Source organism: Salmonella sp. SAL03688, from assembly GCF_046551895.1.
GTDB classification, from domain to species: Bacteria; Pseudomonadota; Gammaproteobacteria; order Enterobacterales; family Enterobacteriaceae; genus Salmonella; species Salmonella enterica.
In genome coordinates this window covers 1-25,540 of the sequence record NZ_JBGDVI010000032.1, presented here as the reverse complement: position 1 = coordinate 25,540, position 25,540 = coordinate 1, and the positions used below count along the sequence as shown (strand labels likewise).

Genomic DNA, 25,540 nt, shown 5'->3' with positions numbered 1-25,540 from the left:
GCGGGCGGGATGCTGTACCGCCCGCGCTTTAGGGCTTCCTCGCCACTGGCACATCCAGCTGTTTAAGCGCCTCCACAAAGCGCGAGGGATTATCTTTATTGAAAAGCAGCCAGACCCGCGCACGCGCGCGCGTCAACGCCACATATAACAAACGCCGCTCTTCAGCGTCCGGAAAATCCTCAACCTGAGGAAGAAGCGCACTTTCCATAATGGATTCTCGCGCCGGGGCGGGGAAACCGTCGTTACCCTCCTGCAATCCGACAAGAATCACGTAATCGGCCTGTTGGCCTTTGCTGGCATGGATAGTCATGAAGTCTATCTGTAACTTCGGCCAGCGAGTCGCCGCTTTTTGTAGACTCGCGGGTTTCAGATGATGATAGCGCGCCAGCACCAGGATACGTTCATCTTCCTTCGCATAGCCGGATAATTTATCCAGTAACGCGTCCAACTGGCTTTCATCCAATAACGTCACCGCTTTTTTATCGCCTGGGGTCAGACTATTTAACGGTTTTTTAAGTTGGTGCGGATTCTGCTGTACAAAGCGATTGGCAATATCGCCAATCCGACTGTTAAAGCGGTACGTGGTGTCCAGGTGGCAATGCTCGCCCTCGCCGAACGTCTGATGAAACGCCGTCGTTAAGGAGAGCTGCGCCCCGCTAAAACGGTAAATCGCCTGCCAGTCATCGCCAACGGCAAACAGCGTAGTCTGGCTATTCTGCTTGCGCAGCGCCTCTAACAGCGCCGCCCGTTGCGGGGAAATATCCTGAAATTCATCGACCAGAATATGCTTCCACGGGCTGATAAAACGCCCTTTTTCTAGAATCACCATTGCCTGATGGATCAGCCCGGAGAAATCAACGGCATTTTCCGCTTTCAACGCGCTTTTCCAGGCCTTTAGCAGCGGCGCCATCAGCTTAATGCGTTTGCCAAACAGCTCGCGGCACTCCTCTGGCGCGCCAGCGATCATTTCTGCCTGCGCGCCGCCGTGCATACGCATCAAACTGACCCAACGATCCAGGCGAGGGGCCAGACGCCGCTGTAATGTCTCATCGTCCCAGAAATTACCTTCCGGCACTACCCACTGCATCTCCTCTTCCAGCCACTGACGCCAGCCTTTGGCCTGCGCTTTTTTCTCGCTACACTGCTGACGCCAGGTGTGCAGAAATAGCTGATGCCGCGCGGTGGCGTCACTTTCCAGCTTACTGATAACCGGCGCTTTTTTACTGCCTTGCTGAATAATATACAGCGCCAGCGAATGGAACGTACGGGCAGTAATCTCTTCCGTATGTAAGCGCTCGCGGATACGCTCATCCATCTCCTCTGCCGCCTTGCGACCAAACGCCAGTAAAAGAATTTGCCCCGCATCTGCTTGTCCGCGCGCCAACAGCCAACCCGCGCGCGCCACCAGCACCGAGGTCTTACCGCTTCCCGCGCCCGCCAGTACCAGTAACGATGATTCGCCGTTAACCACCGCCCTGGCCTGGGAAGGATTAAGCGGAGAAGATTCTATCTGCGTAAAAAAGTCGGCATGCGCTTCCAGCATGGCATCAGCATACGCCTGATTATGCTGCTGCCGACTTCCCTCGCTATCCTGTAACCAGGCCAGACACTTACGCCATATCTCGCGACAGTGAACAAACTCCTCCAGACGTGAGACCGGCAGCGGCAAGGCGGCAAACGTCTGGCGAATTTCGTGTTCCAGCCCCCGAACGCGTTCACGGGTAAGCCATTGGTTTTCGCCCGTTCGCTCACTAATACGCGCCCATTGCTCTTGTAATGCCTGCGCGGCGACATCACTCATCTCCTGGCTCCAGCGACGCCAGTGCGCGTCCAGATAGCGATGAAATTGCTGGGTTTCCGACCACTCGGTACCGTGCAAACGCACGACTTTATCCTCCGGGAGGACAAACTCCAGCTCGCCCCATACCAGCCCACGCTTACAGTGAATCGCCAATAACTGATTGAATGGAATAAGATATTCATGCCTGTCGCCAGACACTTTCACCCCAGCGTTGAGGATCACGGCACGATCATACGGGTGTTGCGCCAGACGTTTTCCAAGAGAAGTTGCTTTCAGTTCCATGACTCAGCGAATCCAGACGTAAAGATGTGCTTATCAGTGTAACCGCCAGAGAAAACGTGCTCCAGTCTAAAAAAACGTTACAATTGCCCGCAGTGATAGAAAACCGGAATGAACTGAGGGTTTATGCGTACCGTTCTGAATATTTTAAACTTTGTACTGGGCGGCTTTGCCACTACGCTGGCCTGGCTGCTGGCGACGCTGGTCAGTATTGTGCTTATTTTTACCCTGCCGTTGACCCGCTCCTGCTGGGAGATAACCAAACTGTCCCTGTTCCCTTACGGTAATGAAGCCATTCACGTTGACGAACTTAATCCGGCGGCGAAAAGCGTATTAATGAATACTGGCGGTACCTTGCTGAATATTTTCTGGTTACTTTTTTTCGGCTGGTGGCTATGCCTGATGCACATTGCCTCCGGTATCGCGCAGTGTGTCACTATCATCGGGATACCTGTCGGTATTGCGAACTTTAAAATTGCCGCGATTGCGCTTTGGCCTGTCGGTCGCCGCGTCGTCTCTGTAGAAACCGCTCGCGCCGCGCGAGAAGCTAACGCGCGCCGCCGTTTTGAATGATCGGGACAAATAGCCTTTATGTTAAGTCCGTTGATTCGCCGTTATACCTGGAACAGTACCTGGCTGTATTACATCCGCATTTTTATCGCTCTGTGCGGCACCACCGCCCTGCCCTGGTGGCTGGGCGACGTCAAACTTACCATCCCGCTCACGCTCGGTATGGTTGCCGCGGCGCTAACCGATCTCGACGACCGCCTTGCCGGACGCTTGCGTAATTTAATCATTACCTTAATTTGCTTTTTTATCGCGTCGGCTTCTGTGGAGCTGCTCTTTCCCTGGCCGTGGCTATTTGCGTTGGGCTTAACGTTATCCACCAGCGGGTTTATTCTGTTGGGAGGACTGGGGCAACGCTATGCCACCATCGCGTTCGGCGCGTTACTCATTGCCATCTATACGATGCTGGGTACCTCTCTATACGATCACTGGTATCAGCAACCACTGCTCCTGCTGGCAGGCGCAGTATGGTATAACCTACTGACGCTAACCGGGCATCTGCTATTTCCGATCCGTCCGTTGCAGGATAATCTGGCACGCAGTTACGAACAGTTAGCGCACTATCTGGAACTGAAATCACGTCTGTTTGATCCTGATATTGAAGATGAAAGCCAGGCGCCGCTCTATGATTTAGCGTTAGCGAACGGGCAGTTAATGGCGACGCTAAACCAAACGAAAGTGTCGTTATTGAGTCGCCTGCGCGGCGATCGCGGTCAACGCGGTACGCGCCGCACTCTCCATTACTATTTTGTGGCGCAGGATATTCATGAACGCGCCAGTTCTTCGCATATTCAATACCAGACGCTGCGCGATTATTTTCGCCATAGCGACGTCATGTTCCGCTTCCAACGTCTGATGTCGATGCAGGCGCAGGCCTGTACGCAGCTGGCGCGCTGTATCTTACTGCGTACGCCGTACCAGCATGATCCGCGTTTTGAACGCGTCTTTACCCACATTGACGCCGCGCTTGAACGTATGCGCGCCAGCGGCGCTTCTTTAGAGCTGTTAAATACGCTTGGGTTCTTATTAACCAACCTACGCGCTATTGATGCGCAACTGGCGACGATCGAGTCGGAGCAGGCCCAGGCAATGCCGCGCAATGAGTCAGAAAACCAGTTGGCTGATGATAGCCTGCACGGGTTTAGCGACATCTGGCTGCGTCTGAGCCGTAATTTTACCCCGGAGTCCGCTCTCTTTCGCCATGCGGTACGCATGTCGCTGGTATTGTGCATCGGTTATGCTCTCATCCAAATTACCGGGATGCGCCACGGGTACTGGATATTGCTCACCAGCCTGTTCGTTTGTCAGCCTAACTATAACGCGACCCGCCATCGCCTTGCGCTCAGGATTATCGGTACATTGGTAGGCGTTGCGATCGGCCTGCCGATTTTATGGTTTGTCCCTTCGCTTGAAGGACAGTTAGTTCTGCTGGTGATTACCGGCGTGCTTTTCTTCGCATTCCGTAATGTGCAGTATGCCCATGCGACGATGTTCATCACCCTGCTGGTATTACTCTGCTTTAACCTCCTGGGCGAAGGCTTTGAGGTAGCGTTACCGCGCGTCGTCGACACGTTAATTGGCTGCGCTATCGCCTGGGCTGCGGTCAGCTTTATTTGGCCGGACTGGCGCTTTCGCAACCTTCCCCGGGTACTCCAGCGCGCCACCGATGCTAATTGCCGCTACCTTGATGCGATCCTTGAGCAATATCACCAGGGACGGGATAACCGCCTGGCCTATCGCATTGCCAGACGCGACGCGCACAACCGCGATGCAGAACTGGCATCCGTGGTTTCTAATATGTCGAGCGAACCCGACGTCACGGCTGAAACCCGGGAGGCGGCGTTCAGGCTGCTTTGCCTCAATCACACTTTTACCAGCTATATCTCCGCCCTCGGCGCGCACCGCGAAAAGCTCAGTAATCCGGACGTGTTGGGGCTTCTGGATGACGCGGTCTGCTACGTTGATGATGCGCTTCATCATCAACCTGAAGACGAACAGCGCGTACACCAGGCGCTGGAGGGTTTAAAGCAGCGAGTTCAGTCGCTGGAAACACGTCCGGACAGCAAAGAACCTCTGGTTGTTCAACAAATTGGTTTGCTCATTGCCTTACTGCCCGAGATTGGACGCTTGCAACGGCAAATTTCACCGCCGACTTCTACATTAATTACCCAGCCGTAAGCGAATGAGCCCAGTCGGCAAGCTCCTGGCGACGACTCGCCGGGAGCGCCGCTTCATGTACGCCGACAATTGCGCCTTCCAGGGCATACAAAACTTTCACCGTCAGCAAGGGATTGCTTTGTCGCAACCTTAGCCAGCACATTTTCGCGCCCAGTATGCGTAACATATTTTCGTCCTTTATCCCTGACTCATTGAGCAATGTTTCCAGATGGAAGGTCATATTGGGGAGATCTTTGAGTCTGTGCTGTAAAATACGGCTGTGTTTTTCCTTCATTGCCGCGTCAAGAGAATACTTCGATAAACGCACCAGCTGCTGCTGATCGCGCCACAGGCTTTCATCCACCCGGTAATAGTTGAGCATAACGGGACGTCCACACTTCATAAACATGAGCCAGGCGGGAGGATGCTTCACACAGTAGGGTACGCTTTCTTCACAGGCGCGGAGATAAAGCTCGCCATTAGCCACCATCGCAAAGACGGTATCCTCCACGGTCAGACTATAGCTACCGAATAAAGATCGATACTGGATCGTCCCCAAAGAGGCCAAATATTCTTGCGATTTATAGATCCTGTCATAAGAGAGTGCTCTCATAAAATTCCTTTTAAATCATAAAGTAAAAGAATGATTTGCAGTAACGGATCCGTTAATGACGAAAATAGGCAACTTATACTCCGCGAGCAAGATGATTTTTATTTTTGACGCCACTAAGAATAAAAATTGCGAGACAGTTTCCGAAAATAAAGTTGATCTTTCATCGCCACAGGGGTACTGTATGAATATACAGTAACTCACAGGGCTGGATTGATTATGTACACTTCAGGTTATGCAAATCGTTCTTCGTCATTTCCTACCACTACCCACAACGCTGCGCGCACCGCTACGGAAAATGCCGCGGCAGGACTGGTCAGTGAAGTTGTCTACCACGAAGACCAGCCCATGATGGCGCAACTCCTGCTTTTGCCTTTACTCCGTCAGTTAGGCCAACAATCACGCTGGCAGCTCTGGCTCACGCCGCAGCAAAAGCTCAGCCGTGAATGGGTACAGTCTTCAGGTTTGCCATTAACGAAAGTGATGCAAATTAGCCAGCTTGCGCCTCGTCATACGCTGGAGTCGATGATCCGCGCTTTGCGTACAGGAAATTACAGCGTGGTAATTGGTTGGATGACTGAAGAACTGACAGAAGAAGAACATGCCAGCCTGGTTGAAGCAGCGAAGGTAGGTAATGCGGTAGGGTTTATCATGCGCCCTGTACGTGCGCACGCTTTACCCAGGAGACAGCATTCCGGGCTAAAAATTCACTCTAATTTGTATCATTAAGTAAAATTAGGATTTATCCTGGACTTTTTTTTACGCGAACGTATCTCCTTTGAGTGCTAACGTTTTTTTTGCGAGAACGCTTGTCAGAAGCGGTTTCCGCAATTTTTGCTGTACGATTTATCATCTGAAACTGTTAAATGATGTGTATATCCGTCATGTTTTTTTCACATGTCTGACGGAGTTCACACTTGTAAGTTTCCAACTACGTTGTAGACTTTACATCGCCAGGGGTGCTCAGCATAAGCCGTAGATATCGGTAGAGTAACTATTGAGCAGATCCCCCGGTGAAGGATTTAACCGTGTTATCTCGTTGGAGATATTCATGGCGTATTTTGGATGATAACGAGGCGCAAAAAATGAAAAAGACAGCTATCGCGATTGCAGTGGCACTGGCTGGTTTCGCTACCGTAGCGCAGGCCGCTCCGAAAGATAACACCTGGTACGCTGGTGCTAAACTGGGCTGGTCTCAGTACCATGACACCGGCTTCATTAACAATGATGGCCCAACTCATGAAAACCAACTGGGCGCAGGTGCTTTTGGTGGTTACCAGGTTAACCCGTACGTTGGCTTTGAAATGGGCTACGACTGGTTAGGCCGTATGCCGTACAAAGGCGACAACATCAATGGCGCTTATAAAGCTCAGGGCGTTCAGTTGACCGCTAAACTGGGTTATCCAATCACTGACGATCTGGACGTTTATACCCGTCTGGGTGGTATGGTATGGCGTGCAGACACCAAGTCTAACGTCCCTGGCGGCCCGTCTACTAAAGACCACGACACCGGCGTTTCCCCGGTATTCGCGGGCGGTATCGAGTATGCTATCACCCCTGAAATCGCAACCCGTCTGGAATACCAGTGGACTAACAACATCGGTGATGCCAACACCATCGGCACCCGTCCGGACAACGGCCTGCTGAGCGTAGGTGTTTCCTACCGTTTCGGCCAGCAAGAAGCTGCTCCGGTAGTAGCTCCGGCACCGGCACCGGCTCCGGAAGTACAGACCAAGCACTTCACTCTGAAGTCTGACGTACTGTTCAACTTCAACAAATCTACCCTGAAGCCGGAAGGCCAGCAGGCTCTGGATCAGCTGTACAGCCAGCTGAGCAACCTGGATCCGAAAGACGGTTCCGTTGTCGTTCTGGGCTTCACTGACCGTATCGGTTCTGACGCTTACAACCAGGGTCTGTCCGAGAAACGTGCTCAGTCTGTTGTTGATTACCTGATCTCCAAAGGTATTCCGTCTGACAAAATCTCCGCACGTGGTATGGGCGAATCTAACCCGGTTACCGGCAACACCTGTGACAACGTGAAACCTCGCGCTGCCCTGATCGATTGCCTGGCTCCGGATCGTCGCGTAGAGATCGAAGTTAAAGGCGTTAAAGACGTGGTAACTCAGCCGCAGGCTTAAGTTTCCGTCTGATAAAAAACCCCGCGTCGCGGGGTTTTTTGCTCTGGTCTGGGTGACAACGCCTTTCAGCGTTACTTCTTGCCTAATAACGCCTGTAAATCCTGCTTTAACGTGGTCATTTGCGTGGCATATTTCTCTTTATGCTCCGCGTCTTCTATCAGTTGCACTATCGTTTCGGATAATGTTTTACCGCGTCGCTGCGCAAGGCCCGCCAGACGCTGCCAGACCATAAACTCTAAATCGATAGATTTTTTGCGCGTATGCTGATGTTCCGCATTGAAGTGTCGTTTGCGTCTTGCCCGAATGGTTTGTTTCATCCGATTAAGCAAGGCAGGATTCATATGCCTGTCTATCCAGACATTTACCCGCACCGGTTCATTTTCGAGGGCCAACAACAAATTGACGGCTTCCTGGGCAGCACTGGCTTCCACGTAGCGGGTGATCAGCTCCCCTTCGCGGTGCTTTTTCACCAGATATTTCCATTTCCAACCGCTTTCAAGATTTTCAAGTTGTTGATATTTCATTGTGATCCCAATGTTACCGTGTAACTGTTATCAGAATATCAGTTTTTTAGCCATCTGAAGAAAAGAATCTCGAACCTGTGAATGGTTACACGTCTTCATATTACTTTGCATTCGCTTTCCGCGTGTGCAGCGTGACGGGTTAGGCTATAATCCCCCCTTTTACAACAGACTAAAAAACCTCAACTTTGACCATTACGAAACTTGCATGGCGTGATCTGGTTCCGGATAGCGAAAGCTATCAGGAGATATTTGCACAGCCACACGCGACTGACGAAAACGACACCTTACTCAGTGATACTCAGCCACGACTGCAATTTGCGCTTGAGCAACTTATACAGCCGTGGGCATCATCCTCTTTTATGCTGACTAAAGCGCCTGAAGAGCAAGAGTATCTCACTTTACTTTCAGATGCCGTCCGCGCTCTGCAAACCGATGCCGGACAATTAACCGGCGGACATTATGACGTTTCCGGGCATACTGTTCATTACCGCGCCGCGCAGAATGCGCAAGACAACTTTGCCACCGTCACACAAGTCGTCAGCGCGGACTGGGTCGAAGCCGAACAGCTCTTTGGTTGCCTGCGGCAGTATAACGGCGACATTACCCTGCAGCCGGGACTGGTTCATCAGGCGAACGGCGGCGTGCTGATTATTTCCTTACGAACCCTTCTGGCGCAGCCGTTACTGTGGATGCGTCTGAAAGCCATCGTTAGCCGCGAGCGTTTTGACTGGGTGGCCTTTGACGAGTCGCGTCCATTACCGGTCTCCGTGCCATCAATGCCGCTCAAACTGAAGGTGATTCTGGTTGGCGAACGTGAATCACTGGCTGATTTTCAGGAGATGGAACCGGAGCTCGCGGAACAGGCTATCTACAGTGAATTTGAAGACAATTTACAGATAGCGGACGCAGAAGCTATGACCCTGTGGTGTCAATGGGTGACGCATATCGCTTTACGCGATAATTTGCCCCCTCCGGCACCGGACGCCTGGCCCGTCCTGATACGCGAGGCTGTGCGCTATACCGGCGAACAGGATACGCTGCCTCTTTGCCCACTGTGGATAGCCCGCCAGTTTAAGGAGGCATCACCTTTATGTGAAGGCGATACCTGTGGCGCAGAAGCGCTCAGTCTGATGCTTGCCCGACGCGAATGGCGAGAAGGCTTTCTGGCGGAACGGATGCAGGATGAGATTCTGCAAGAGCAGATCCTGATTGAAACCGAAGGCGAACGCGTTGGACAAATCAATGCGCTTTCCGTCATTGAGTTTCCCGGGCATCCGCGCGCCTTTGGCGAACCGTCGCGAATTAGCTGTGTTGTGCATATCGGCGATGGCGAATTTAACGATATTGAGCGCAAGGCCGAACTTGGCGGGAATATCCACGCTAAGGGAATGATGATTATGCAGGCCTTCCTGATGTCGGAGTTGCAGCTGGAGCAACAAATTCCCTTCTCTGCCTCGTTAACCTTTGAGCAGTCCTACAGCGAAGTGGATGGCGATAGCGCCTCAATGGCGGAATTATGTGCGCTCATCAGCGCGCTGGCCAATGTGCCAGTGAATCAAAACATTGCGATTACCGGCTCGGTCGATCAGTTTGGTCGCGCGCAACCGGTGGGTGGGCTAAACGAAAAAATTGAAGGTTTCTTCGCCATCTGCGAGCAGCGGGAATTAAACGGTAAACAGGGCGTGATTATCCCTGCCGCCAATGTCCGCCATCTCAGTCTTAAATCTGAACTGCTGCAAGCGGTTAAAGAAGAGAAGTTCACTATCTGGGCGGTAGACGACGTGACCGACGCCTTACCGTTACTGTTAAATCTGGTGTGGGATGGCGAAGGTCAAACGACGTTGATGCAGACTATCCAGGAGCGTATCGCGCAGGCGACGCAACAGGAAGGCCGTCATCGTTTCCCGTGGCCATTACGTTGGCTGAACGCTTTTATTCCGAACTGATCGGACTTGTTCAGCGTACACGTGTTAGCTATCCTGCGTGCTTCAATAAAATAAGGTTTACATAAAACATGGTAGATAAACGCGAATCCTATACAAAAGAAGACCTTCTTGCCTCTGGTCGTGGTGAACTGTTTGGCGCTAAAGGGCCGCAACTCCCTGCGCCGAACATGCTGATGATGGACCGCGTCGTTAAGATGACCGAAACGGGCGGCAATTTCGACAAAGGCTATGTCGAAGCCGAGCTGGATATCAATCCGGATCTATGGTTCTTCGGATGCCACTTTATCGGCGATCCGGTGATGCCCGGTTGTCTGGGTCTGGATGCTATGTGGCAATTGGTGGGATTCTACCTGGGCTGGTTGGGCGGCGAAGGCAAAGGCCGCGCTCTGGGCGTGGGCGAAGTGAAATTTACCGGCCAGGTTCTGCCGACAGCCAGGAAAGTCACCTATCGCATTCATTTCAAACGTATCGTAAACCGTCGCCTGATCATGGGCCTGGCGGACGGTGAGGTTCTGGTAGATGGTCGTCTGATCTATACCGCACACGATTTGAAAGTCGGTTTGTTCCAGGATACTTCCGCGTTCTAAGTGTTGAATTGATATTCCGCGCTATCAGTATCATGCTTGCAAAGCCAATAAAGGCGAAACCTCCGCACTGCGGAGGTTTCTTTTTCTAAAGAGACAGAATCAGGCCATTACCGCCCTGTCCTCCATGGCTTGTCGCCAACCTCCCAACCAGTATGACCGTTGATTCAGCGTCTGATAGGGACACATTTCTTTTGATCGTCCGGCGATGCCGGCCTGATATCCACGTTGATGTGCCCGTTCCAGGCGATCTCGTTTTTGTCTCTTCATGCCTCGTTTCCCTCATATTTGTATCTGGTGGAAAAGAAAACAGTGATTACAAAATGTGCAATCACACTACACGAATACCTCTAAATGGATCGCCCGTCAATGCGCAAAATTCACACCAATGTCATATTTGTGAGCTATACGGTAAATCATTTGTACAAAAAATGTGAGCCATAACAACTATTTTTCCGGCGTCAAAAATAAAAAAACCGCCTCAGGCGCACGACCTGAGGCGGTTAAATTTACATTACTTTTATCTCAGGGAAGGCGCTTTATCTCATCTGCGATAGCGGCTGCTTCCTGACTCCATGCGCTTGCAAGTACTTTGACCATCTCATCATAGCCATCTTTCTGCTGGCTGGCTTCGATATGGAAAGGCCGCTTAATCAGTTGTCCGTTGTGGTTTAATAGCCACTCCCCGCTGACGATAACCTTACCATCGTAACGTCCATGGAATCCGGTTACGGTAACGTTTAACGTATCCTGGGTGGTTCCCAACGGCTGGGAAGCGACGACCCAGCTAGGAAGCCGGGCGCTAAGATTCGCCACCAGCGTGTTACGTAATTGCTGGTCCAGCGGGCTGGCCCACAGATTGTTATTGGCAATCACATACTGGACATCACTGGTTTGATACACCACACCGTTACCTGCCAGATAGTCAGGTACTGAAACCTGCTCTACCCATAAGAGACGGTTGCCCTGGCTTGCGGTGCTTTGCACACCGCTTTGCGCTATCGGGAGCTGATAATAGCTTTTATTCTCTCCGCCGGAGCTACATGACGCCAGCCAGAACGCCATTATCACGACTAGCCATTTTTTCATTGTTTCGCCCTCTTAGGCTCAGGATCTTTTTTATCCTTCGCTTCAAATACCAGCGCGTTGCTCTTCTCGTTCAGAGTTTTCAACACCGGTTGTAACTCACGAAGCACCTGATCGAGACGCTGCATATCCGCCACCATTTTGTTATACGCCGCCGATCCAGGCTGGAAGCCTTGCATACTGCGGTTAAGTTCGCGTAACGTCGTTTGCATATCCGCCGGAAGCTGCTGCATCGACTGACTGGAGGTAATCTTGTTCATATTATCCAGCGTGGTTTGCAGCCGACGCATAGTACGCTGGCTTTCAGACAGCGTATTGGTCGCTTGTTCGATCATCGGATTCAGCGGCAGGTTGTTGATCTTATCCAGCGTTTCCACCAGTCGCTGTTGAATTTGCGCCAGGCCGCTGCTGACGGTGGGAATAATTTCATAACCATCAAATTCACGTAGCCCGGTAATCGGCGGCTCCTTAGGATAAAAGTCCAGATCGACATACAGCGCCCCGGTCACCAGGTTACCGGTTTTAAGCGAAGCGCGTAAACCGCGCTTAAGCAGTTCCGTCAAATGCGCGCCAACATCCGCATTTTCTCCCAGTTGCGCTTTCAGACGCTCCGGTTCAATGCGCACCAGCACAGGAATACGGTAATCGTCGTTAAACACCTGACGCATATTAGACGCAAAGAAAGGCACTTTGCTTACCGTCCCCAGACGAATACCGCGGAACTCCAGCGGCGCGCCGGGTTGTAATCCGCGCACCGAATCTTTAAAGAACATCAGGTAATCGATATGATCGGTGTACAGCGAATCCTGAATACTTTTTTGATCGTCGTAGAGGTTAAACGCCGTTTTTTCGGCGACGGGTTGCCCCTGCTCAAGTCCTTCCGGCACATCAAAACTCACGCCGCCGCCAAACAACGTCGTCAACGATCCCATTTCCACGCGCATTCCCGCCGATGTCAGATCCACAGCGATACCGCTATCTTTCCAGAATCGGACATTACTGGTGACCAATCGATCGTTTGGCGCCTTAATGAACAACTGATAACTCATTGTCCGTTTTTGCGGATCGAAAGAGCTGGTTTCAACGGATCCTACCCGATAACCCCGGAACAGAACGGGATCGCCAGGACTGAGCTGACCGGCCTTTTTGCTGTCCAGAATCACACGAATACCTTTGGCATCGGGCGGCGCCAACGGCGGTGAGTCAAGAAGCTGATAGCTTTCCGGCTGACTGCCCTTACTTCCTGGTTGTAGTTCAATATACGCGCCTGATAACAACGTCCCAAGCCCGCTGATGCCTTCACGCCCCACCTGCGGTTTTACGACCCAAAATACCGAGTCTTTATGCAGCAACTTCTCCATACCGGAATGAAGCCGTGCTTTGATTTGTACATGGGTCAGATCGTCAGTCAGCGTCGCGCTTTCAACCACGCCGACATCCACGCTGCGACTTTTGATCGTCGTTTTTCCGCCTTCAATGCCTTCCGCATTGGTGGTAATTAAGGTCACTTCCGGTCCCTGGTGGCTGTAGTGATAAAACAGAATCCAGGCTCCGATAAGCGCAGTAACAATCGGGAATATCCAGACAGGCGACCAATTTTTCACCTTTTGTACTTTGGCTTCCCCTTTTTTAGGTTCCATGCTATCAGGACTCCTCATGGCCTGGTTCGTATTCACGATCCCACGACAGACGCGGATCAAAGGTCATCGCAGAAAACATTGTCATTATGACGACTAAAGCAAACATCAACGCACCCATCGCAGGATAAATATTCATTAACCCTCCCATACGCACCAGCGCAGAGAGTACGGCAATGACAAAGACATCAATCATTGACCAGCGCCCCACAAACTCCACTACTTCATAAATAAAATGCATCCGTTCACTGTCGCGCTTACCGTGGCCTTTCGCATCCCAACAAAGCCAGGCAATGGCGATCATTTTTAGCGTCGGCACCATAATACTGGCGAGAAAGATAACCGCCGCCACCGGATAAGACCCCTCGCTCCACAGCAAAATCACGCCAGCCAGAATGGTCGACGGCATTTTCGAGCCCAGTAAGTCGGTAATCATAATCGGCAAAATATTGGCGGGCAGATAAAGCATGATCGAGGTAAATAATAACGCCAGCGTCCACTGCAAACTGTTTTTACGCCGGACATAGCCTTTCGTATGGCAACGCGGACAGACGAGACTCTCCGCAGGCAGGATCGCCGTGCAGCAGGCGCAAGAACGCAAAGACTGCCGGATACCGGTAATCCCCGGCGTTAACTGCTGCGCCAGTGCAGGCTGCGGGGCGATATCATCCCACAGCCAGCGGCGATCGACACACTGGAACGCCCGCAGTTGAACGAGACAAAATAAGCACCAGGGAATAAAACTGCTGCCGATGCCGATATCGCCGTAGGCCATCAGCTTAACAAAACTAACCAACACCCCGGCGAGAAATATTTCCGCCATTCCCCACGATTTGAGGAGGAAAAAGATCCTTGCCAGCGTTTTTTTTACCGACAACGGCAGATTGGCGCGGTTGACAAGTAATAGAATGGTCACCAGGCAAAATGCCGGCACCAGTTGGACAAATAATAAAAAGAACGTGCCGAGGCTGGCGTAATCTTCAGAAAACATGACGCCGGGGATTTCCAGAAGCGTGACTTCGCTGGTGACGCCCGCGACATTCATATTCACGAAGGGAAAAAGGTTAGAAAGCAGCAACATAAATAGTGCCGCTAACGCATAGGCGGTAGGACGCTGCCGGGGCGCGTCCCACTCGGTCGTTAACGTTGCGCCGCATCGTGGACATGCTGCTTTTTGCCCATGCGAGAGGCGGGGTAAAGCCACCAGCATGTCGCATTGCGGGCACAATATGTGCTTCGCAGCATGGTGATGTTCACACATAGGCGCTCCTTTCGTTATGCCCCGTTTTTCAGGCCTTCAAGATACTCCCAACGTTCGAAGGCTTGCTCAAGTTCTTGCTCCGCCTGACTTAAATCGGCCAGAACTTTCTGCGTTTGCTCATGGGGTTGGCTAAAAAAGGCCGCATCCGCAACCTGCGCCTGTAGCGCTTCCAGCTTCGCTTCCAGGTCTTCAAGCTGACCGGGTAACTGCTCCAGCTCGCGCTGCAGTTTATAGCTTAGTTTGCTACTGCCACGTTTTACAATTTCTGCTTTAGGGGCAATAACTTCCTCATTTTTTTTCGCCATCGGCTGTTTCGTCGCCAGATGCTGCTCTTGCTGCGCACGCGCATCATGGTAGCCGCCGATATAACGTCCGATTTTGCCGCCGCCCTCGAAAATCCAGCATTCCGTCACGGTATTATCGACAAATTGCCGATCGTGGCTGACCAGTAGTACCGTGCCCTGATAGCCATCAATTAATTCTTCTAATAGTTCCAGCGTTTCGACGTCAAGATCGTTCGTTGGTTCATCGAGAATTAAAAGATTGCTCGGCTTGAGGAACAGTCGTGCCAGCAGCAGACGGTTACGTTCGCCGCCGGAAAGCGCGCGGACGGGTGTCATCGCCCGTTTGGGGTGAAACAGGAAGTCCTGCAAATAGCCCAGTACATGGCGCGGCTTACCGTTTACCATCACCTCTTGCTTGCCTTCCGCAAGGTTATCCATCACGGTTTTTTCCGGATCCAGTTCGGCGCGATGCTGATCGAAGTAGGCGACTTCCAGCTTCGTTCCTACGTGGATGCGCCCGCTGTCAGCCTGAAGCTGTCCCAGCATCAGTTTCAGTAGCGTGGTTTTACCGCAGCCGTTCGGGCCAATTAACGCAATCTTGTCGCCGCGCTGTACCTGAGCGGAGAAATCTTTTACCAGTTGTTTTCCTTCTACCTGGTAATCGACGTTTTCCATCTCAAAAACGATTTTACCGGAGCGCGTCGCCTCTTCGACCTGCATCTTCGCCGTGCCCATCACTTCCCGGCGCTCGCTGCGTTCACGACGCATCGCTTTTAACGCCCGCACGCGCCCTTCATTACGGGTGCGGCGCGCCTTGATACCCTGGCGAATCCAGACTTCTTCCTGCGCCAGTTTGCGATCAAATTCCGCGTTTTGTAATTCTTCTACGCGCAGCGCTTCTTCTTTCTCCAGCAGGTATTGATCGTAATTTCCCGGATAGGTGACCAGTTTGCCACGATCGAGATCGACAATGCGGGTTGCCATATTGCGAATAAACGAACGATCGTGAGAGATAAAAATAATCGTTCCGTTAAAGGTTTTCAGAAACCCTTCCAGCCAGTCGATAGTTTCGATATCCAGATGGTTAGTCGGTTCATCCAGTAACAATACGCGCGGATTGCTGACCAGCGCCCGACCCAGCGCGGCTTTACGCAGCCAGCCGCCGGAGAGCGACGACAGCGCGGCGTTAGGATCGAGTCCAAGCTGCGCCAGCACTTCATTAATACGGTTTTCCAGCTGCCAAAGATTATGATGATCGAGCTGTTCCTGTACGCGCGCCATTTCATTGAGGTTTTTCTCGCTGGGATCGGTCATCACCAGACGGGAAATCTCATGATAGCGCTTGAGGTATTCCGCTTGTTCTTCGATACCTTCGGCGACAAAGTCATAGACGCTGCCCGCAATATTACGGGGCGGGTCCTGTTGCAGACGCGCGACGATCAGATCCTGCTCATAAATAATACGCCCATCGTCCAGACCCTGTTCGCGGTTGAGGATCTTCATCAAGGTGGATTTCCCGGCGCCGTTACGCCCCACCAGACAGACGCGTTCGTTATCTTCGATATGCAACTCTGCGTTATCGAGAAGCGGCGCGTCGCTGAACGACAGCCATGCGCCATGCATACTGATTAATGACATTTACTTTTCCTTTCAGGCGGCGCGGATCAGCCAGCAGTTATGAATCTGACGGTTACGGGCAAAATCCGGGGAAAGCGTTTTTTGCGTAATTTCTTGTGCGGTAAGCCCCAGCTCAGCCAGCCCTTCCAGATCCATACGGAATCCGCGCTTATTATTTGAGAACATGATGGTGCCGCCTTTACGCAGCAGGCGTTTTAAATCTTTCATTAACGCGACATGATCGCGCTGAACATCAAACGACTCTTCCATACGTTTTGAGTTAGAGAACGTCGGCGGATCGATAAAGATCAAATCGAACTGTTCATTCGCCTCGCGCAGCCAGCCCAGGCAGTCGGCCTGAATCAGGCGATGCGCGCGGCCGCTCAGTCCGTTCAGACGCAAATTACGTTCGGCCCACTCCAGATAGGTGCGGGACATATCCACCGTTGTGGTGCTGCGCGCGCCGCCCAGACCCGCATGTACGCTGGCGCTGCCGGTATAAGAAAAGAGATTCAGGAAATCTTTGCCTTTGCTCATTTCTCCCAGCATTCTGCGGGCAATACGGTGATCGAGGAACAGACCGGTGTCGAGATAATCCGTCAGATTTACCCATAAGCGCGCATTATATTCGCTGACCTCAAGGAACTCGCCCTTCTCGCTCATTTTCTGATACTGGTTTTTTCCTTTTTGCCGTTCACGGGTTTTTAACACCAGTTTATTCGGCGGAATACCGAGCACTGACAAGGTTGCCGCAATAATATCGAACAGACGTTGCCGCGCTTTTTGCGCATCCACCGTTTTCGGCGGCGCATATTCCTGAATCACCGCCCAGTCGCCGTAACGGTCTACCGCCACGTTATATTCCGGCAGGTCGGCATCATACAAGCGATAGCATTCAATCCCTTCCTGGCGCGCCCATTTCTCCAGCTTTTTAAGATTTTTACGCAGGCGATTAGCGTAATCTTCCGCCACCGTCGCCGGCTTACTGTCCGCCGTGGTTTCCGCAATATGATAGTTTTTCTGCACGCAGTCCAGCGGGCCATTCTTGGCTTTAAACTGTTTGTCGGCACGTAATTGCAGGCTGCCCAGCAGATCGGGCGAAGCGCTGAACAGCGACAGGTTCCAGCCGCCAAACTGATTTTTCATGGTACGGCCCAGCAGGCTGTGCAACGCAATCAGCGCCGGTTCGCTGTCCAGACGTTCGCCGTAAGGCGGGTTACTGATCACCGTACCATACGGGCCTTTCGGCAATGGATTACTCAGTTGCGCCACATCTTTCACTTCAAAGGTGATAAGCTCGCCGATACCGGCGCGACGGGCATTGCTGCGCGCCCGCTCAATGACGCGCGCATCGCTGTCGGAACCGTAGAAATGAGAGGAATACTCCGCCAGTCCCTTACGCGCCCGGGTCTGCGCTTCGGCTTTCACTTCCTGCCAGATAGTTTCGTCATGCTGCGCCCAGCCGCTAAATCCCCAGTGACCACGGTGCAGTCCCGGCGCGCGATCGGTCGCCCACATCGCGGCCTCAATCAACAGTGTCCCCGAACCACACATAGGGTCGAGCAGCGGCGTACCTGGTTGCCAGCCGGAACGCATAACAATCGCTGCCGCCAGTGTCTCTTTAATTGGCGCCAGCCCGGTGCGATCGCGATAACCGCGCAGGTGCAGGCCATCACCACTGAGATCCAGCGCAATGCTGGCAGTTTCTTTATTCAGCCAGACGTTAATACGGAGGTCCGGCGATTCGCGGTCCACATTTGGACGCGGAAGATTTTTCCGCGTAAACGCATCGACAATCGCGTCTTTAACTTTCATCGCGCCATACTGACTATTACGGATGGTGTCGTTCAGGCCGCTGAAATGCACCGCAAACGTCGCGCCAGGATTAAAAATCTCTGTCCAGTTTATCGCCTGAACGCCGAGGTAAAGATCGAGATCGCTGTAGACCTTGCACTCACCCATCGGCAGGATAATACGCGAGGCCAGGCGGCTCCACATCAGGCTCTGGTAAATAAGCCGCGTGTCGCCCTGAAAATGGACCCCACCCTGAACAACCTGACACCCTACGGCGCCCAGTTTTTCCAGTTCAGTTTTTAACAGCTCTTCCAGCCCGCGGGCCGTACTGGCAAACAGAGAATTCATATTGTCACTTTTACGCTAAGAAAATTGTTGCGCATTATAGCTAATCTCACGCCCATGTCATAAAGTTGAAGGCTTATTTTCATTTGAGGGACTGTACGGTGGCGACGTTATCACGGCTCTTTATTCATCCGGTCAAATCCATGCGCGGCATTGGCCTCACTCATGCGCTGGCAGATATCAGCGGCCTGGCTTTTGATCGCATCTTCATGGTGACCGAGCCTGACGGCACATTTATTACCGCCCGCCAGTTTCCACAAATGGTACGTTTTACCCCCTCTCCCTTACACGACGGCCTCCATTTGACCGCGCCAGACGGCAGTAGCGCGCTGGTTCGCTTTACGGATTTCACCCCGCAGGATGCGCCGACCGAGGTCTGGGGAAACCATTTTACCGCTCGCGTCGCCCCGACGGCGATTAATCAATGGTTGAGCGGCTTTTTCTCCCGCGATGTCCAGTTGCGCTGGGTTGGGCCGCAGTTGACGCGCCGGGTTAAACGGCATAACGCGGTGCCGCTGGGATTTGCCGATGGCTACCCGTATTTATTGACCAACGAAGCCTCGCTGCGCGATCTGCAACAGCGTTGTCCGGCAGGCGTACAAATGGAACAATTTCGCCCAAACTTAGTGGTTTCCGGCGTAGCGGCCTGGGAGGAAGATAGCTGGAAAGTGCTTCGCATTGGCGATGTGATTTTTGACGTCGTGAAGCCCTGTAGCCGCTGTATTTTTACGACCGTCAGCCCTGAAAAGGGGCAAAAACATCCTTCCGGAGAACCGCTGGCGACACTGCAAGCTTTTCGTACCGCCCAGGACAATGGCGATGTGGATTTCGGTCAGAATCTGATTGCCCGCAATAGCGGCGTCATTCGCGTCGGCGATGAGGTGGAGATTCTGGCGACAGCCCCGGCAAAAGCTTATGGCGCCACAACGGTCGACGACAGCGTTACGCCAGAGAAACACCCGGACGCGAGTGTAACCATCGACTGGCAGGGGCAAACCTTCTGCGGGAATAATCAACAGGTACTACTGGAACAGTTGGAGAATCAGGGGATTCGTATTCCGTATTCTTGCCGGGCTGGTATCTGTGGTTGCTGCCGGATACGTTTGCTGGAAGGCGAAGTAAGTCCGCTGAAAAAATCGGCTATGGGTGACGATGGTACGATTCTGAGCTGTAGCTGCGTGCCTAAGACCGCGTTACGACTGGAAAATTAAACCGCTTGTTCAAGGCTGAAACTGTGACAGTGAACCTGCGGTTTCAGCCTGTCGTTCATAATTTTAATTGCATCGCCAAGCTGCATGGTTCGGCCTGCTATCACCACACCCGGCTGGGCCAGCAGACACAACGCGGCATTTTCTCCCGGCTCAACGACCAGCAAATTAACCTGTTCCGCCGTATCGCTTAACCAGACGCTTGCGGCATCGCCCGTTCCTGGGGTCCACATTTCGCCATGCGCTACAAAATGCCAGCTTTTTGGCATCTGCGGTTTGAGATAGCGAATCGCCACCAGCGCATTCAACACCAACTCCGCGCGTTGCTCTTTGGTTAATTCGAAATCCCGGCATTTTTCTTCAAAGGAAAAATAGAGCGCGGCATCATCCACACAAAAACCGGTCGGGCAAAACGCGTCCGGCGTAAGCATTTTACGAGAGAAGCGCGAGCGAAAAAGCATACCATTGGCGAGATCGAGCATCATACGATCGTGCTCTTCATCATAATACCAGCGCCAGTTATCGTCAGGTTTAATTCGCATTACCTCTCTCCCGCTTTTAAGCAACTCGTAACAGCATTGTCCTTTTGCCGCTTCGTTTATTACCCCAATAATAAAAGCCTAAAATGTCTAAATAAGCAACAGTGGAGAAATATAAAACAACCAGCGCCGGAAATAAAGCCCTGGTTGTCTGATAAAGGCTAAAGTTTAGATGTGCGTTACGATTTCTTTAATCAATGGCGGGCCTTTAAAAATAAAGCCGGAATAAATTTGTACCAGCGTAGCTCCTGCCGCTATCTTCTCGCGCGCGGCGATAACTGAGTCAATGCCGCCGACGCCGATAATAGGCAATTGTCCCTTTAACTCCTGGGATAAACGGCGAATAATTTCTGTGCTTTTTAATTGTAATGGCCGGCCACTTAATCCCCCCGTTTGCTGGCAATTTTTCATTCCTTGTACCAGAGAACGATCGAGGGTGGTATTTGTCGCAATCACCCCATCAATATTATGACGAAGCAGGCTATCGGCAACCTGGATCAATTCCTCTTCACAAAGATCCGGCGCGATCTTTACTGCCACCGGCACATATTTATGGTGGATCGCCTGAAGATCGTTTTGCTTATTTTTAATGGCAGTTAACAGATCGTCCAGCGCATCGCCATACTGGAGCGTACGTAGCCCTGGCGTATTCGGCGAAGAAATATTAATGGCGATATAACCCGCATAAGCATAGACTTTTTCCATACAAATCAGGTAGTCATCTTTGCCATTTTCGACAGGCGTATCTTTATTTTTACCGATGTTAATTCCCAGAATACCATCAAAATGGGCTTTTTTAACATTCTCGACCAGGTTATCGACGCCCAGATTATTAAAGCCCATCCGATTGATCAGACCTTCAGCATCCACCAGACGAAAAAGACGCGGCTTATCGTTACCCGGCTGTGGGCGCGGCGTCACGGTGCCGATTTCCAGGGAGCCAAACCCCATCGCGCCTAACGCGTCGATGCACTCCCCGTCTTTATCCAGACCGGCAGCCAGCCCCAGTGGATTTTTAAAGGTAAGTCCCATACAGGTAACCGGCTTTGTCGGTACTTTCTGGCGCACCAGCGCTTCCAGCGGCGTACCTGTAATGCGGCGTAATTGTTGAAATGTAAATTCATGAGCGCGCTCTGGATCGAGCTGGAAAAGGGCTTTACGAACGAAGGGATAGTACATGAACTCTCCTGGATTCCCGGTGTGCAAACCGGGGGCGTATTATGGGCGATAACAAGGCAAAAGGGAATTGACCTACGGCAATAAATAGCAATCGTTTTCCTTCATTCTCACTTCACGTTTCGCCAGGAAGCGTCATCGTCCGGCAAAAAAATGCCCGGCAGCGCTAACGCTTACCGGGCATGTCTTACCTCTTTATAACGGATACTGTCAGGCTAACGCTTTAGTTATCTTCTCGTACAGATCGCCGGAAAGATTCTCCAGTCCTTTTAACTGCTCCAGCGCCGCACGCATTTTCTCCTGACGCTTATCATCATAACGTTTCAGACGAATCAGCGGTTCAATGAGGCGAGATGCTACCTGCGGGTTACGGCTATTAAGATCGGTCAGCATCTCGACCAGGAACTGGTATCCGCTACCGTCTTGCGCATGGAACGCCGCCGGGTTGCTGCCAGCAAACGCGCCAATTAATGAACGGATGCGGTTCGGGTTGCTCATACTGAAAGAACGGTGTTTGAGCAGGCCGCGTACGGTTTCCAGTACATTTTCCGCCGGGCTTGTGGATTGCAGGATAAACCATTTATCCATCACCAGGCCGTCCTGATGCCACTTATCGTCATACTCCTGCATCAGCGTATCGCGGCACGGCAACTGCGCCGCCACCGCAGCAGACAGGGCCGCCAGCGCATCGGTCATATTATTGGCGTCGCGATACTGTTTGCTGACCAGCGTATTAGCCAGCTCCGTCTCGCCAAACGCCAGGAAGCGCAGGCAAGCATTGCGCAGCGTGCGCTTACCGATATCGCCGTGATCAACACGATACTCATCCAGATGATTGGCGTTATAGATAGCTAAGAACTCATCCGCCAGTTCTGCCGCCAGCGTACGCGTTAGCGCTTCACGAACTTGCGCAATGGCGATCGGGTCAATGACCTCAAACAGCTCCGCAATTTCATTGGCCGAAGGCAGCGTTAAAATTTCTGCGGCCAACGCCGGATCGATTTTCTCATCCAACAGTACTGCGCGGAACGCATCAGCGACATGCACCGGAAGCGATAGCGGTTGCCCCTGCTGATGACGCGCCACATTCAGTTTAATGTATGTGGCCAGCAGACTTTGCGCCGCATCCCAACGGGAGAAATCATTGCGCGCATGGCGCATCAGGAACGTCAACAGCTGATCGCTCCATTTATATTCCAGTTTCACCGGCGCTGAAAACTCGCACAGCAAGGCCGGAACAGGTTGGAAGTAAACATTATCGAAGGTAAATGTCTGCTCCGCCTGCGTGACGTTCAGCACGGCATTGACCGGGTGACCGCCTTTTTGCAACGGAATGACGTTGCCTTCGTTATCGTACAGTTCGATGGCGAATGGAATATGCAGCGGCTGCTTCTCCGCCTGATCCGCCGTCGCCGGAGTGCGCTGGCTGATGGTCAACGTGTACTGCTCGGTTTCCGGATTATAATCATCTTTTACCGTTACAATCGGCGTGCCGGACTGACTGTACCAGCGGCGGAAATGGGACAAATCGACATTAGAAGCATCTTCCATCGCCTGTACGAAGTCATCACACGTCGCGGCGCTGCCGTCATGGCGCTCAAAATAAAGCTGCATCCCCTTCTGGAAATTTTCCTCACCCAGCAACGTGTGGATCATGCGAATGACTTCCGCGCCCTTTTCATAAACGGTGAGGGTGTAGAAGTTATTCATTTCGATTACTTTATCCGGGCGGATAGGATGCGCCATCGGGCTGGCGTCTTCCGCGAATTGTAAACCGCGCATGGTACGCACGTTACTGATGCGGTTCACCGCGCGTGACCCCAAATCAGAGCTAAACTCCTGATCGCGGAACACGGTTAGCCCCTCTTTAAGGCTCAACTGGAACCAGTCGCGGCAGGTGACGCGGTTGCCGGTCCAGTTGTGGAAATACTCATGGCCTATCACGCGCTCAATATCGAGATAATCTTTATCCGTCGCGGTATCGGTTCGCGCCAGCACGTATTTGGAGTTAAAGATATTGAGACCTTTATTCTCCATCGCGCCCATATTAAAGAAATCCACCGCGACAATCATATAGATGTCGAGGTCATATTCGAGCCCAAAACGCGCTTCATCCCATTTCATGGAATTTTTCAGCGAGGTCATTGCCCACGGCGCGCGATCCAGATTGCCACGGTCAACGTACAGTTCTAATGCGACTTCACGCCCGGAGCGGGTGGTAAAGGTATCGCGCAGCACGTCAAAATCACCGGCCACCAGCGCAAACAGATAACACGGTTTCGGGAACGGATCTTGCCACTGAACCCAGTGACGGCCATTCTCCAGCTCGCCCTGTGCAACACGGTTGCCATTGGAGAGCAGGAACGGATATTTGCTTTTATCGGCAATAATTTTGGTGGTAAATCGCGCCAGTACGTCCGGGCGGTCAAGATACCAGGTAATATGGCGGAAGCCCTCCGCTTCACACTGGGTACAGAGCGCATCGCCTGACTGGTACAATCCTTCCAGCGCCGTATTCGCCGCCGGACTTATCTCGTTGACAATGCGTAACGTAAAACGCTCTGGCAGGTCGCTGATGATAAGCGCGCCCTCTTCTTCTTTATATGCTGTCCACGGCGCATCGTTGACGTGGATAGATACCAGCGTTAAATCTTCCCCATCAAGGCGAAGAGGCGCATCAGGCGCGCCATGACGAACAGCCTGGCTTATTGCGGTGACCACGGTTTTTTCGGCATCGAGGTCAAAGGTCAAGTCAATATCAGTAATCTGGTAATCCGGCGCGCGATAGTCATGGCGGTATTTGGCTTGTGGCTGTTGTGTCATAAAAAACCTTTCGCATCTTTGTGTAGAGTGTCGACTCCAGTCTATTCCTGTTGCGCAAATCGCGCTACGCAGAATGTTCATCTTTTCAGGCACAAACGGCCTATTTGCTACATTTTTATAATATGTACTCATAGTTTTTAAAATCGATAAAGATCGTCCAGGAGCGCTTTAAACAAGGGATGAGCGAGATCGAGATGAAGCTTGATTAACGAACTTTAACGAACTTCACAGACCACTTTTGCCCCATCCATGCCCCACACATAATTTTAGTCAACGCCAGACCCCATCAGCCCTGCAGGGAAAATCGATAACAAACACGCCCGCAGTATGTTCCCCAAAATTTAAAAACAAGTGGTTCATGCCTTGACAGACAAAACCGCCAAAGCAAAAATACTGTATATACAAACAGTTATTAGCGAAACACGTATGTTCGTAGAACTGGTTTATGACAAGCGTAATGTTGAAGGACTCGAAGGGGCCAGCGAGATCATTCTGGCCGAACTGACGAAGCAGGTGCACCAGATTTTCCCTGATGCCGAAGTGAGGGTGAAGCCGATGCAGGCAAACTGCTTGAATAGTGATACCAACAAAAGCGATCGCGAAAATTTGAACAGATAGCTTATTAAAAATAGATTTATCTTAAACCACGTCATTTACATTTAGCCACCTCCCCAAAATCCGGATTCAGCTTAAGAAAAATGCGACAATACAATAAAAACATATCATATAAGCCCCCTCAACAAATGTAATTTTAAGGCCAACAAACACCTCTAACTTATTCACTTTTAATTAATTTCATAAATAATAATTAACAACAAAAGAATTGTATTAATATCCACACTGTAGTATATAATTACATTAACAAAATTACTATTCGGCGAGTATATTATGTTAAGACACATTCAAAATAGTTTAGGCAGCGTTTACAGAAGTAATACAGCAACTCCTCAGGGTCAGATTATTCACCATCGTAACTTTCAAAGCCAGTTTGATACCACAGGCAACACCCTCTACAATAATTGCTGGGTTTGCTCATTAAATGTTATCAAATCCAGAGATGGCAATAATGATCCTACCCACGTAATGTGGACACAGCCCTAAGCGAGGTTCTGGTTTTCAAATTGTTCCGGACTGAGACCGCCACAGGCACTGTGACGACGCCAC

General features: G+C 51.7%; 20 protein-coding genes and 1 pseudogene. 9 read left to right on the top strand and 12 right to left on the bottom strand.

Annotated elements, in window-relative coordinates; all coding sequences use genetic code 11:
* Positions 1–28 precede the first annotated feature (28 nt).
* Positions 29–2,083, bottom strand: a complete 2,055-nt coding sequence (gene helD / locus ACLJR2_RS22045) for a DNA helicase IV (RefSeq protein WP_000420523.1) — start codon at positions 2,081–2,083, stop codon at positions 29–31.
* A 123-nt stretch (positions 2,084–2,206) separates the two neighbouring features.
* On the opposite strand from helD, the gene ACLJR2_RS22040 reads away from it, so the two are divergent.
* Both ACLJR2_RS22040 and yccS read left to right on the top strand, forming a co-directional pair.
* Positions 2,207–2,653 (top strand): YccF domain-containing protein, encoded by a 447-nt coding sequence (locus ACLJR2_RS22040; protein WP_001261222.1) that lies wholly within the window; start codon positions 2,207–2,209, stop codon positions 2,651–2,653.
* Positions 2,654–2,671: 18 nt separating this feature from the next.
* A complete protein-coding gene (yccS, locus tag ACLJR2_RS22035) occupies positions 2,672–4,825 on the top strand; it encodes a YccS family putative transporter (RefSeq protein WP_000950876.1) in 2,154 nt (717 codons plus the stop codon).
* Here yccS and ACLJR2_RS22030 read toward each other — a convergent pair.
* Entirely contained in the window at positions 4,812–5,417 is a 606-nt protein-coding gene (locus ACLJR2_RS22030) for a TfoX/Sxy family DNA transformation protein (RefSeq protein ID WP_001202375.1), read from the bottom strand. The two genes, yccS and ACLJR2_RS22030, sit on opposite strands and share 14 nt — an antisense overlap.
* Positions 5,418–5,633: 216 nt before the next feature.
* On the opposite strand from ACLJR2_RS22030, the gene sulA reads away from it, so the two are divergent.
* Both sulA and ompA read left to right on the top strand, forming a co-directional pair.
* On the top strand, positions 5,634–6,143 hold the full coding sequence (gene sulA / locus ACLJR2_RS22025; RefSeq protein WP_000288732.1) for an SOS-induced cell division inhibitor SulA: 510 nt from the start codon (positions 5,634–5,636) through the stop codon (positions 6,141–6,143).
* A gap of 356 nt (positions 6,144–6,499) precedes the next feature.
* Entirely contained in the window at positions 6,500–7,552 is a 1,053-nt protein-coding gene (ompA, locus tag ACLJR2_RS22020; protein WP_001670727.1) for a porin OmpA, read from the top strand.
* Positions 7,553–7,623: 71 nt separating this feature from the next.
* On the opposite strand, the gene matP is transcribed toward ompA, so the two are convergent.
* On the bottom strand, positions 7,624–8,076 hold the full coding sequence (matP, locus tag ACLJR2_RS22015) for a macrodomain Ter protein MatP (protein ID WP_000877172.1): 453 nt from the start codon (positions 8,074–8,076) through the stop codon (positions 7,624–7,626).
* 185 nt (positions 8,077–8,261) lie between these two features.
* Between matP and ACLJR2_RS22010 the strand changes: the two genes are divergently transcribed.
* Together ACLJR2_RS22010 and fabA are read left to right on the top strand one after the other, a co-directional pair.
* Entirely contained in the window at positions 8,262–10,022 is a 1,761-nt protein-coding gene (locus ACLJR2_RS22010; RefSeq protein ID WP_000156452.1) for a Lon protease family protein, read from the top strand.
* A 68-nt stretch (positions 10,023–10,090) separates the two neighbouring features.
* A complete protein-coding gene (gene fabA, locus ACLJR2_RS22005) occupies positions 10,091–10,609 on the top strand; it encodes a bifunctional 3-hydroxydecanoyl-ACP dehydratase/trans-2-decenoyl-ACP isomerase (RefSeq protein WP_000227928.1) in 519 nt (172 codons plus the stop codon).
* A gap of 99 nt (positions 10,610–10,708) precedes the next feature.
* Here fabA and rmf read toward each other — a convergent pair whose 3' ends face one another.
* The 6 genes from rmf to rlmKL form a co-directional block, all read right to left on the bottom strand.
* A complete protein-coding gene (gene rmf / locus ACLJR2_RS22000) occupies positions 10,709–10,876 on the bottom strand; it encodes a ribosome modulation factor (protein ID WP_001537784.1) in 168 nt (55 codons plus the stop codon).
* Positions 10,877–11,131: 255 nt separating this feature from the next.
* Positions 11,132–11,695 carry a membrane integrity-associated transporter subunit PqiC gene (gene pqiC, locus ACLJR2_RS21995; protein ID WP_000759137.1) on the bottom strand — a complete coding sequence of 188 codons (564 nt, stop codon included), beginning with the start codon at positions 11,693–11,695 and terminating at the stop codon, positions 11,132–11,134.
* Positions 11,692–13,332 (bottom strand): intermembrane transport protein PqiB, encoded by a 1,641-nt coding sequence (pqiB, locus tag ACLJR2_RS21990; protein ID WP_000433416.1) that lies wholly within the window; start codon positions 13,330–13,332, stop codon positions 11,692–11,694. Before pqiB ends, pqiC begins: the two co-directional genes overlap by 4 nt.
* 4 nt (positions 13,333–13,336) lie before the next feature.
* A complete protein-coding gene (gene pqiA / locus ACLJR2_RS21985; protein ID WP_000333145.1) occupies positions 13,337–14,590 on the bottom strand; it encodes a membrane integrity-associated transporter subunit PqiA in 1,254 nt (417 codons plus the stop codon).
* Positions 14,591–14,604: 14 nt separating this feature from the next.
* Entirely contained in the window at positions 14,605–16,512 is a 1,908-nt protein-coding gene (locus tag ACLJR2_RS21980; RefSeq protein WP_000053044.1) for an ABC transporter ATP-binding protein, read from the bottom strand.
* 12 nt (positions 16,513–16,524) lie between these two features.
* Positions 16,525–18,633, bottom strand: a complete 2,109-nt coding sequence (rlmKL, locus tag ACLJR2_RS21975; RefSeq protein ID WP_001086485.1) for a bifunctional 23S rRNA (guanine(2069)-N(7))-methyltransferase RlmK/23S rRNA (guanine(2445)-N(2))-methyltransferase RlmL — start codon at positions 18,631–18,633, stop codon at positions 16,525–16,527.
* Between the two features lie 98 nt (positions 18,634–18,731).
* Here rlmKL and ACLJR2_RS21970 point away from each other — a divergent pair, with 98 nt between their 5' ends.
* Positions 18,732–19,841, top strand: coding sequence for a YcbX family protein (locus tag ACLJR2_RS21970; RefSeq protein WP_000224074.1), 1,110 nt, complete (start codon positions 18,732–18,734; stop codon positions 19,839–19,841).
* On the opposite strand, the gene zapC is transcribed toward ACLJR2_RS21970, so the two are convergent.
* The 3 genes from zapC to pepN form a co-directional block, all read right to left on the bottom strand.
* On the bottom strand, positions 19,838–20,380 hold the full coding sequence (gene zapC / locus ACLJR2_RS21965; protein ID WP_001220671.1) for a cell division protein ZapC: 543 nt from the start codon (positions 20,378–20,380) through the stop codon (positions 19,838–19,840). The genes ACLJR2_RS21970 and zapC overlap by 4 nt on opposite strands.
* A gap of 165 nt (positions 20,381–20,545) precedes the next feature.
* Complete coding sequence (pyrD, locus tag ACLJR2_RS21960) at positions 20,546–21,556, bottom strand: quinone-dependent dihydroorotate dehydrogenase (protein ID WP_000291723.1); 1,011 nt, start codon at positions 21,554–21,556, stop codon at positions 20,546–20,548.
* 207 nt (positions 21,557–21,763) lie between these two features.
* Complete coding sequence (gene pepN, locus ACLJR2_RS21955; protein WP_001534725.1) at positions 21,764–24,376, bottom strand: aminopeptidase N; 2,613 nt, start codon at positions 24,374–24,376, stop codon at positions 21,764–21,766.
* 426 nt (positions 24,377–24,802) lie between these two features.
* Here pepN and ACLJR2_RS21950 point away from each other — a divergent pair, with 426 nt between their 5' ends.
* Positions 24,803–24,994: a DinI-like family protein gene (locus ACLJR2_RS21950; protein ID WP_000497441.1), complete on the top strand. Its 192-nt coding sequence runs from the start codon at positions 24,803–24,805 to the stop codon at positions 24,992–24,994.
* Positions 24,995–25,264: 270 nt separating this feature from the next.
* Positions 25,265–25,444 (top strand): annotated as a pseudogene (gtgE, locus tag ACLJR2_RS21945) (virulence effector protease GtgE); the annotation flags it as partial.
* Positions 25,445–25,540 lie beyond the last annotated feature (96 nt).

What these genes read in the sequence shown, in the direction of transcription:
- helD (WP_000420523.1), bottom strand. Translation starts at nt 2,083, where the DNA reads ATGGAACTGAAAGCAACTTCTCTTGGAAAACGTCTGGCGCAACACCCG.
- matP (WP_000877172.1), bottom strand. Translation starts at nt 8,076, where the DNA reads ATGAAATATCAACAACTTGAAAATCTTGAAAGCGGTTGGAAATGGAAA.
- sulA (WP_000288732.1), top strand. Translation starts at nt 5,634, where the DNA reads ATGTACACTTCAGGTTATGCAAATCGTTCTTCGTCATTTCCTACCACT.
- pqiC (WP_000759137.1), bottom strand. Translation starts at nt 11,695, where the DNA reads ATGAAAAAATGGCTAGTCGTGATAATGGCGTTCTGGCTGGCGTCATGT.
- ACLJR2_RS21980 (WP_000053044.1), bottom strand. Translation starts at nt 16,512, where the DNA reads ATGTCATTAATCAGTATGCATGGCGCATGGCTGTCGTTCAGCGACGCG.
- fabA (WP_000227928.1), top strand. Translation starts at nt 10,091, where the DNA reads ATGGTAGATAAACGCGAATCCTATACAAAAGAAGACCTTCTTGCCTCT.
- ACLJR2_RS21950 (WP_000497441.1), top strand. Translation starts at nt 24,803, where the DNA reads ATGTTCGTAGAACTGGTTTATGACAAGCGTAATGTTGAAGGACTCGAA.
- ACLJR2_RS22040 (WP_001261222.1), top strand. Translation starts at nt 2,207, where the DNA reads ATGCGTACCGTTCTGAATATTTTAAACTTTGTACTGGGCGGCTTTGCC.
- pyrD (WP_000291723.1), bottom strand. Translation starts at nt 21,556, where the DNA reads ATGTACTATCCCTTCGTTCGTAAAGCCCTTTTCCAGCTCGATCCAGAG.
- ACLJR2_RS22030 (WP_001202375.1), bottom strand. Translation starts at nt 5,417, where the DNA reads ATGAGAGCACTCTCTTATGACAGGATCTATAAATCGCAAGAATATTTG.
- yccS (WP_000950876.1), top strand. Translation starts at nt 2,672, where the DNA reads ATGTTAAGTCCGTTGATTCGCCGTTATACCTGGAACAGTACCTGGCTG.
- rlmKL (WP_001086485.1), bottom strand. Translation starts at nt 18,633, where the DNA reads ATGAATTCTCTGTTTGCCAGTACGGCCCGCGGGCTGGAAGAGCTGTTA.
- rmf (WP_001537784.1), bottom strand. Translation starts at nt 10,876, where the DNA reads ATGAAGAGACAAAAACGAGATCGCCTGGAACGGGCACATCAACGTGGA.
- pqiB (WP_000433416.1), bottom strand. Translation starts at nt 13,332, where the DNA reads ATGGAACCTAAAAAAGGGGAAGCCAAAGTACAAAAGGTGAAAAATTGG.
- ompA (WP_001670727.1), top strand. Translation starts at nt 6,500, where the DNA reads ATGAAAAAGACAGCTATCGCGATTGCAGTGGCACTGGCTGGTTTCGCT.
- zapC (WP_001220671.1), bottom strand. Translation starts at nt 20,380, where the DNA reads ATGCGAATTAAACCTGACGATAACTGGCGCTGGTATTATGATGAAGAG.
- pqiA (WP_000333145.1), bottom strand. Translation starts at nt 14,590, where the DNA reads ATGTGTGAACATCACCATGCTGCGAAGCACATATTGTGCCCGCAATGC.
- pepN (WP_001534725.1), bottom strand. Translation starts at nt 24,376, where the DNA reads ATGACACAACAGCCACAAGCCAAATACCGCCATGACTATCGCGCGCCG.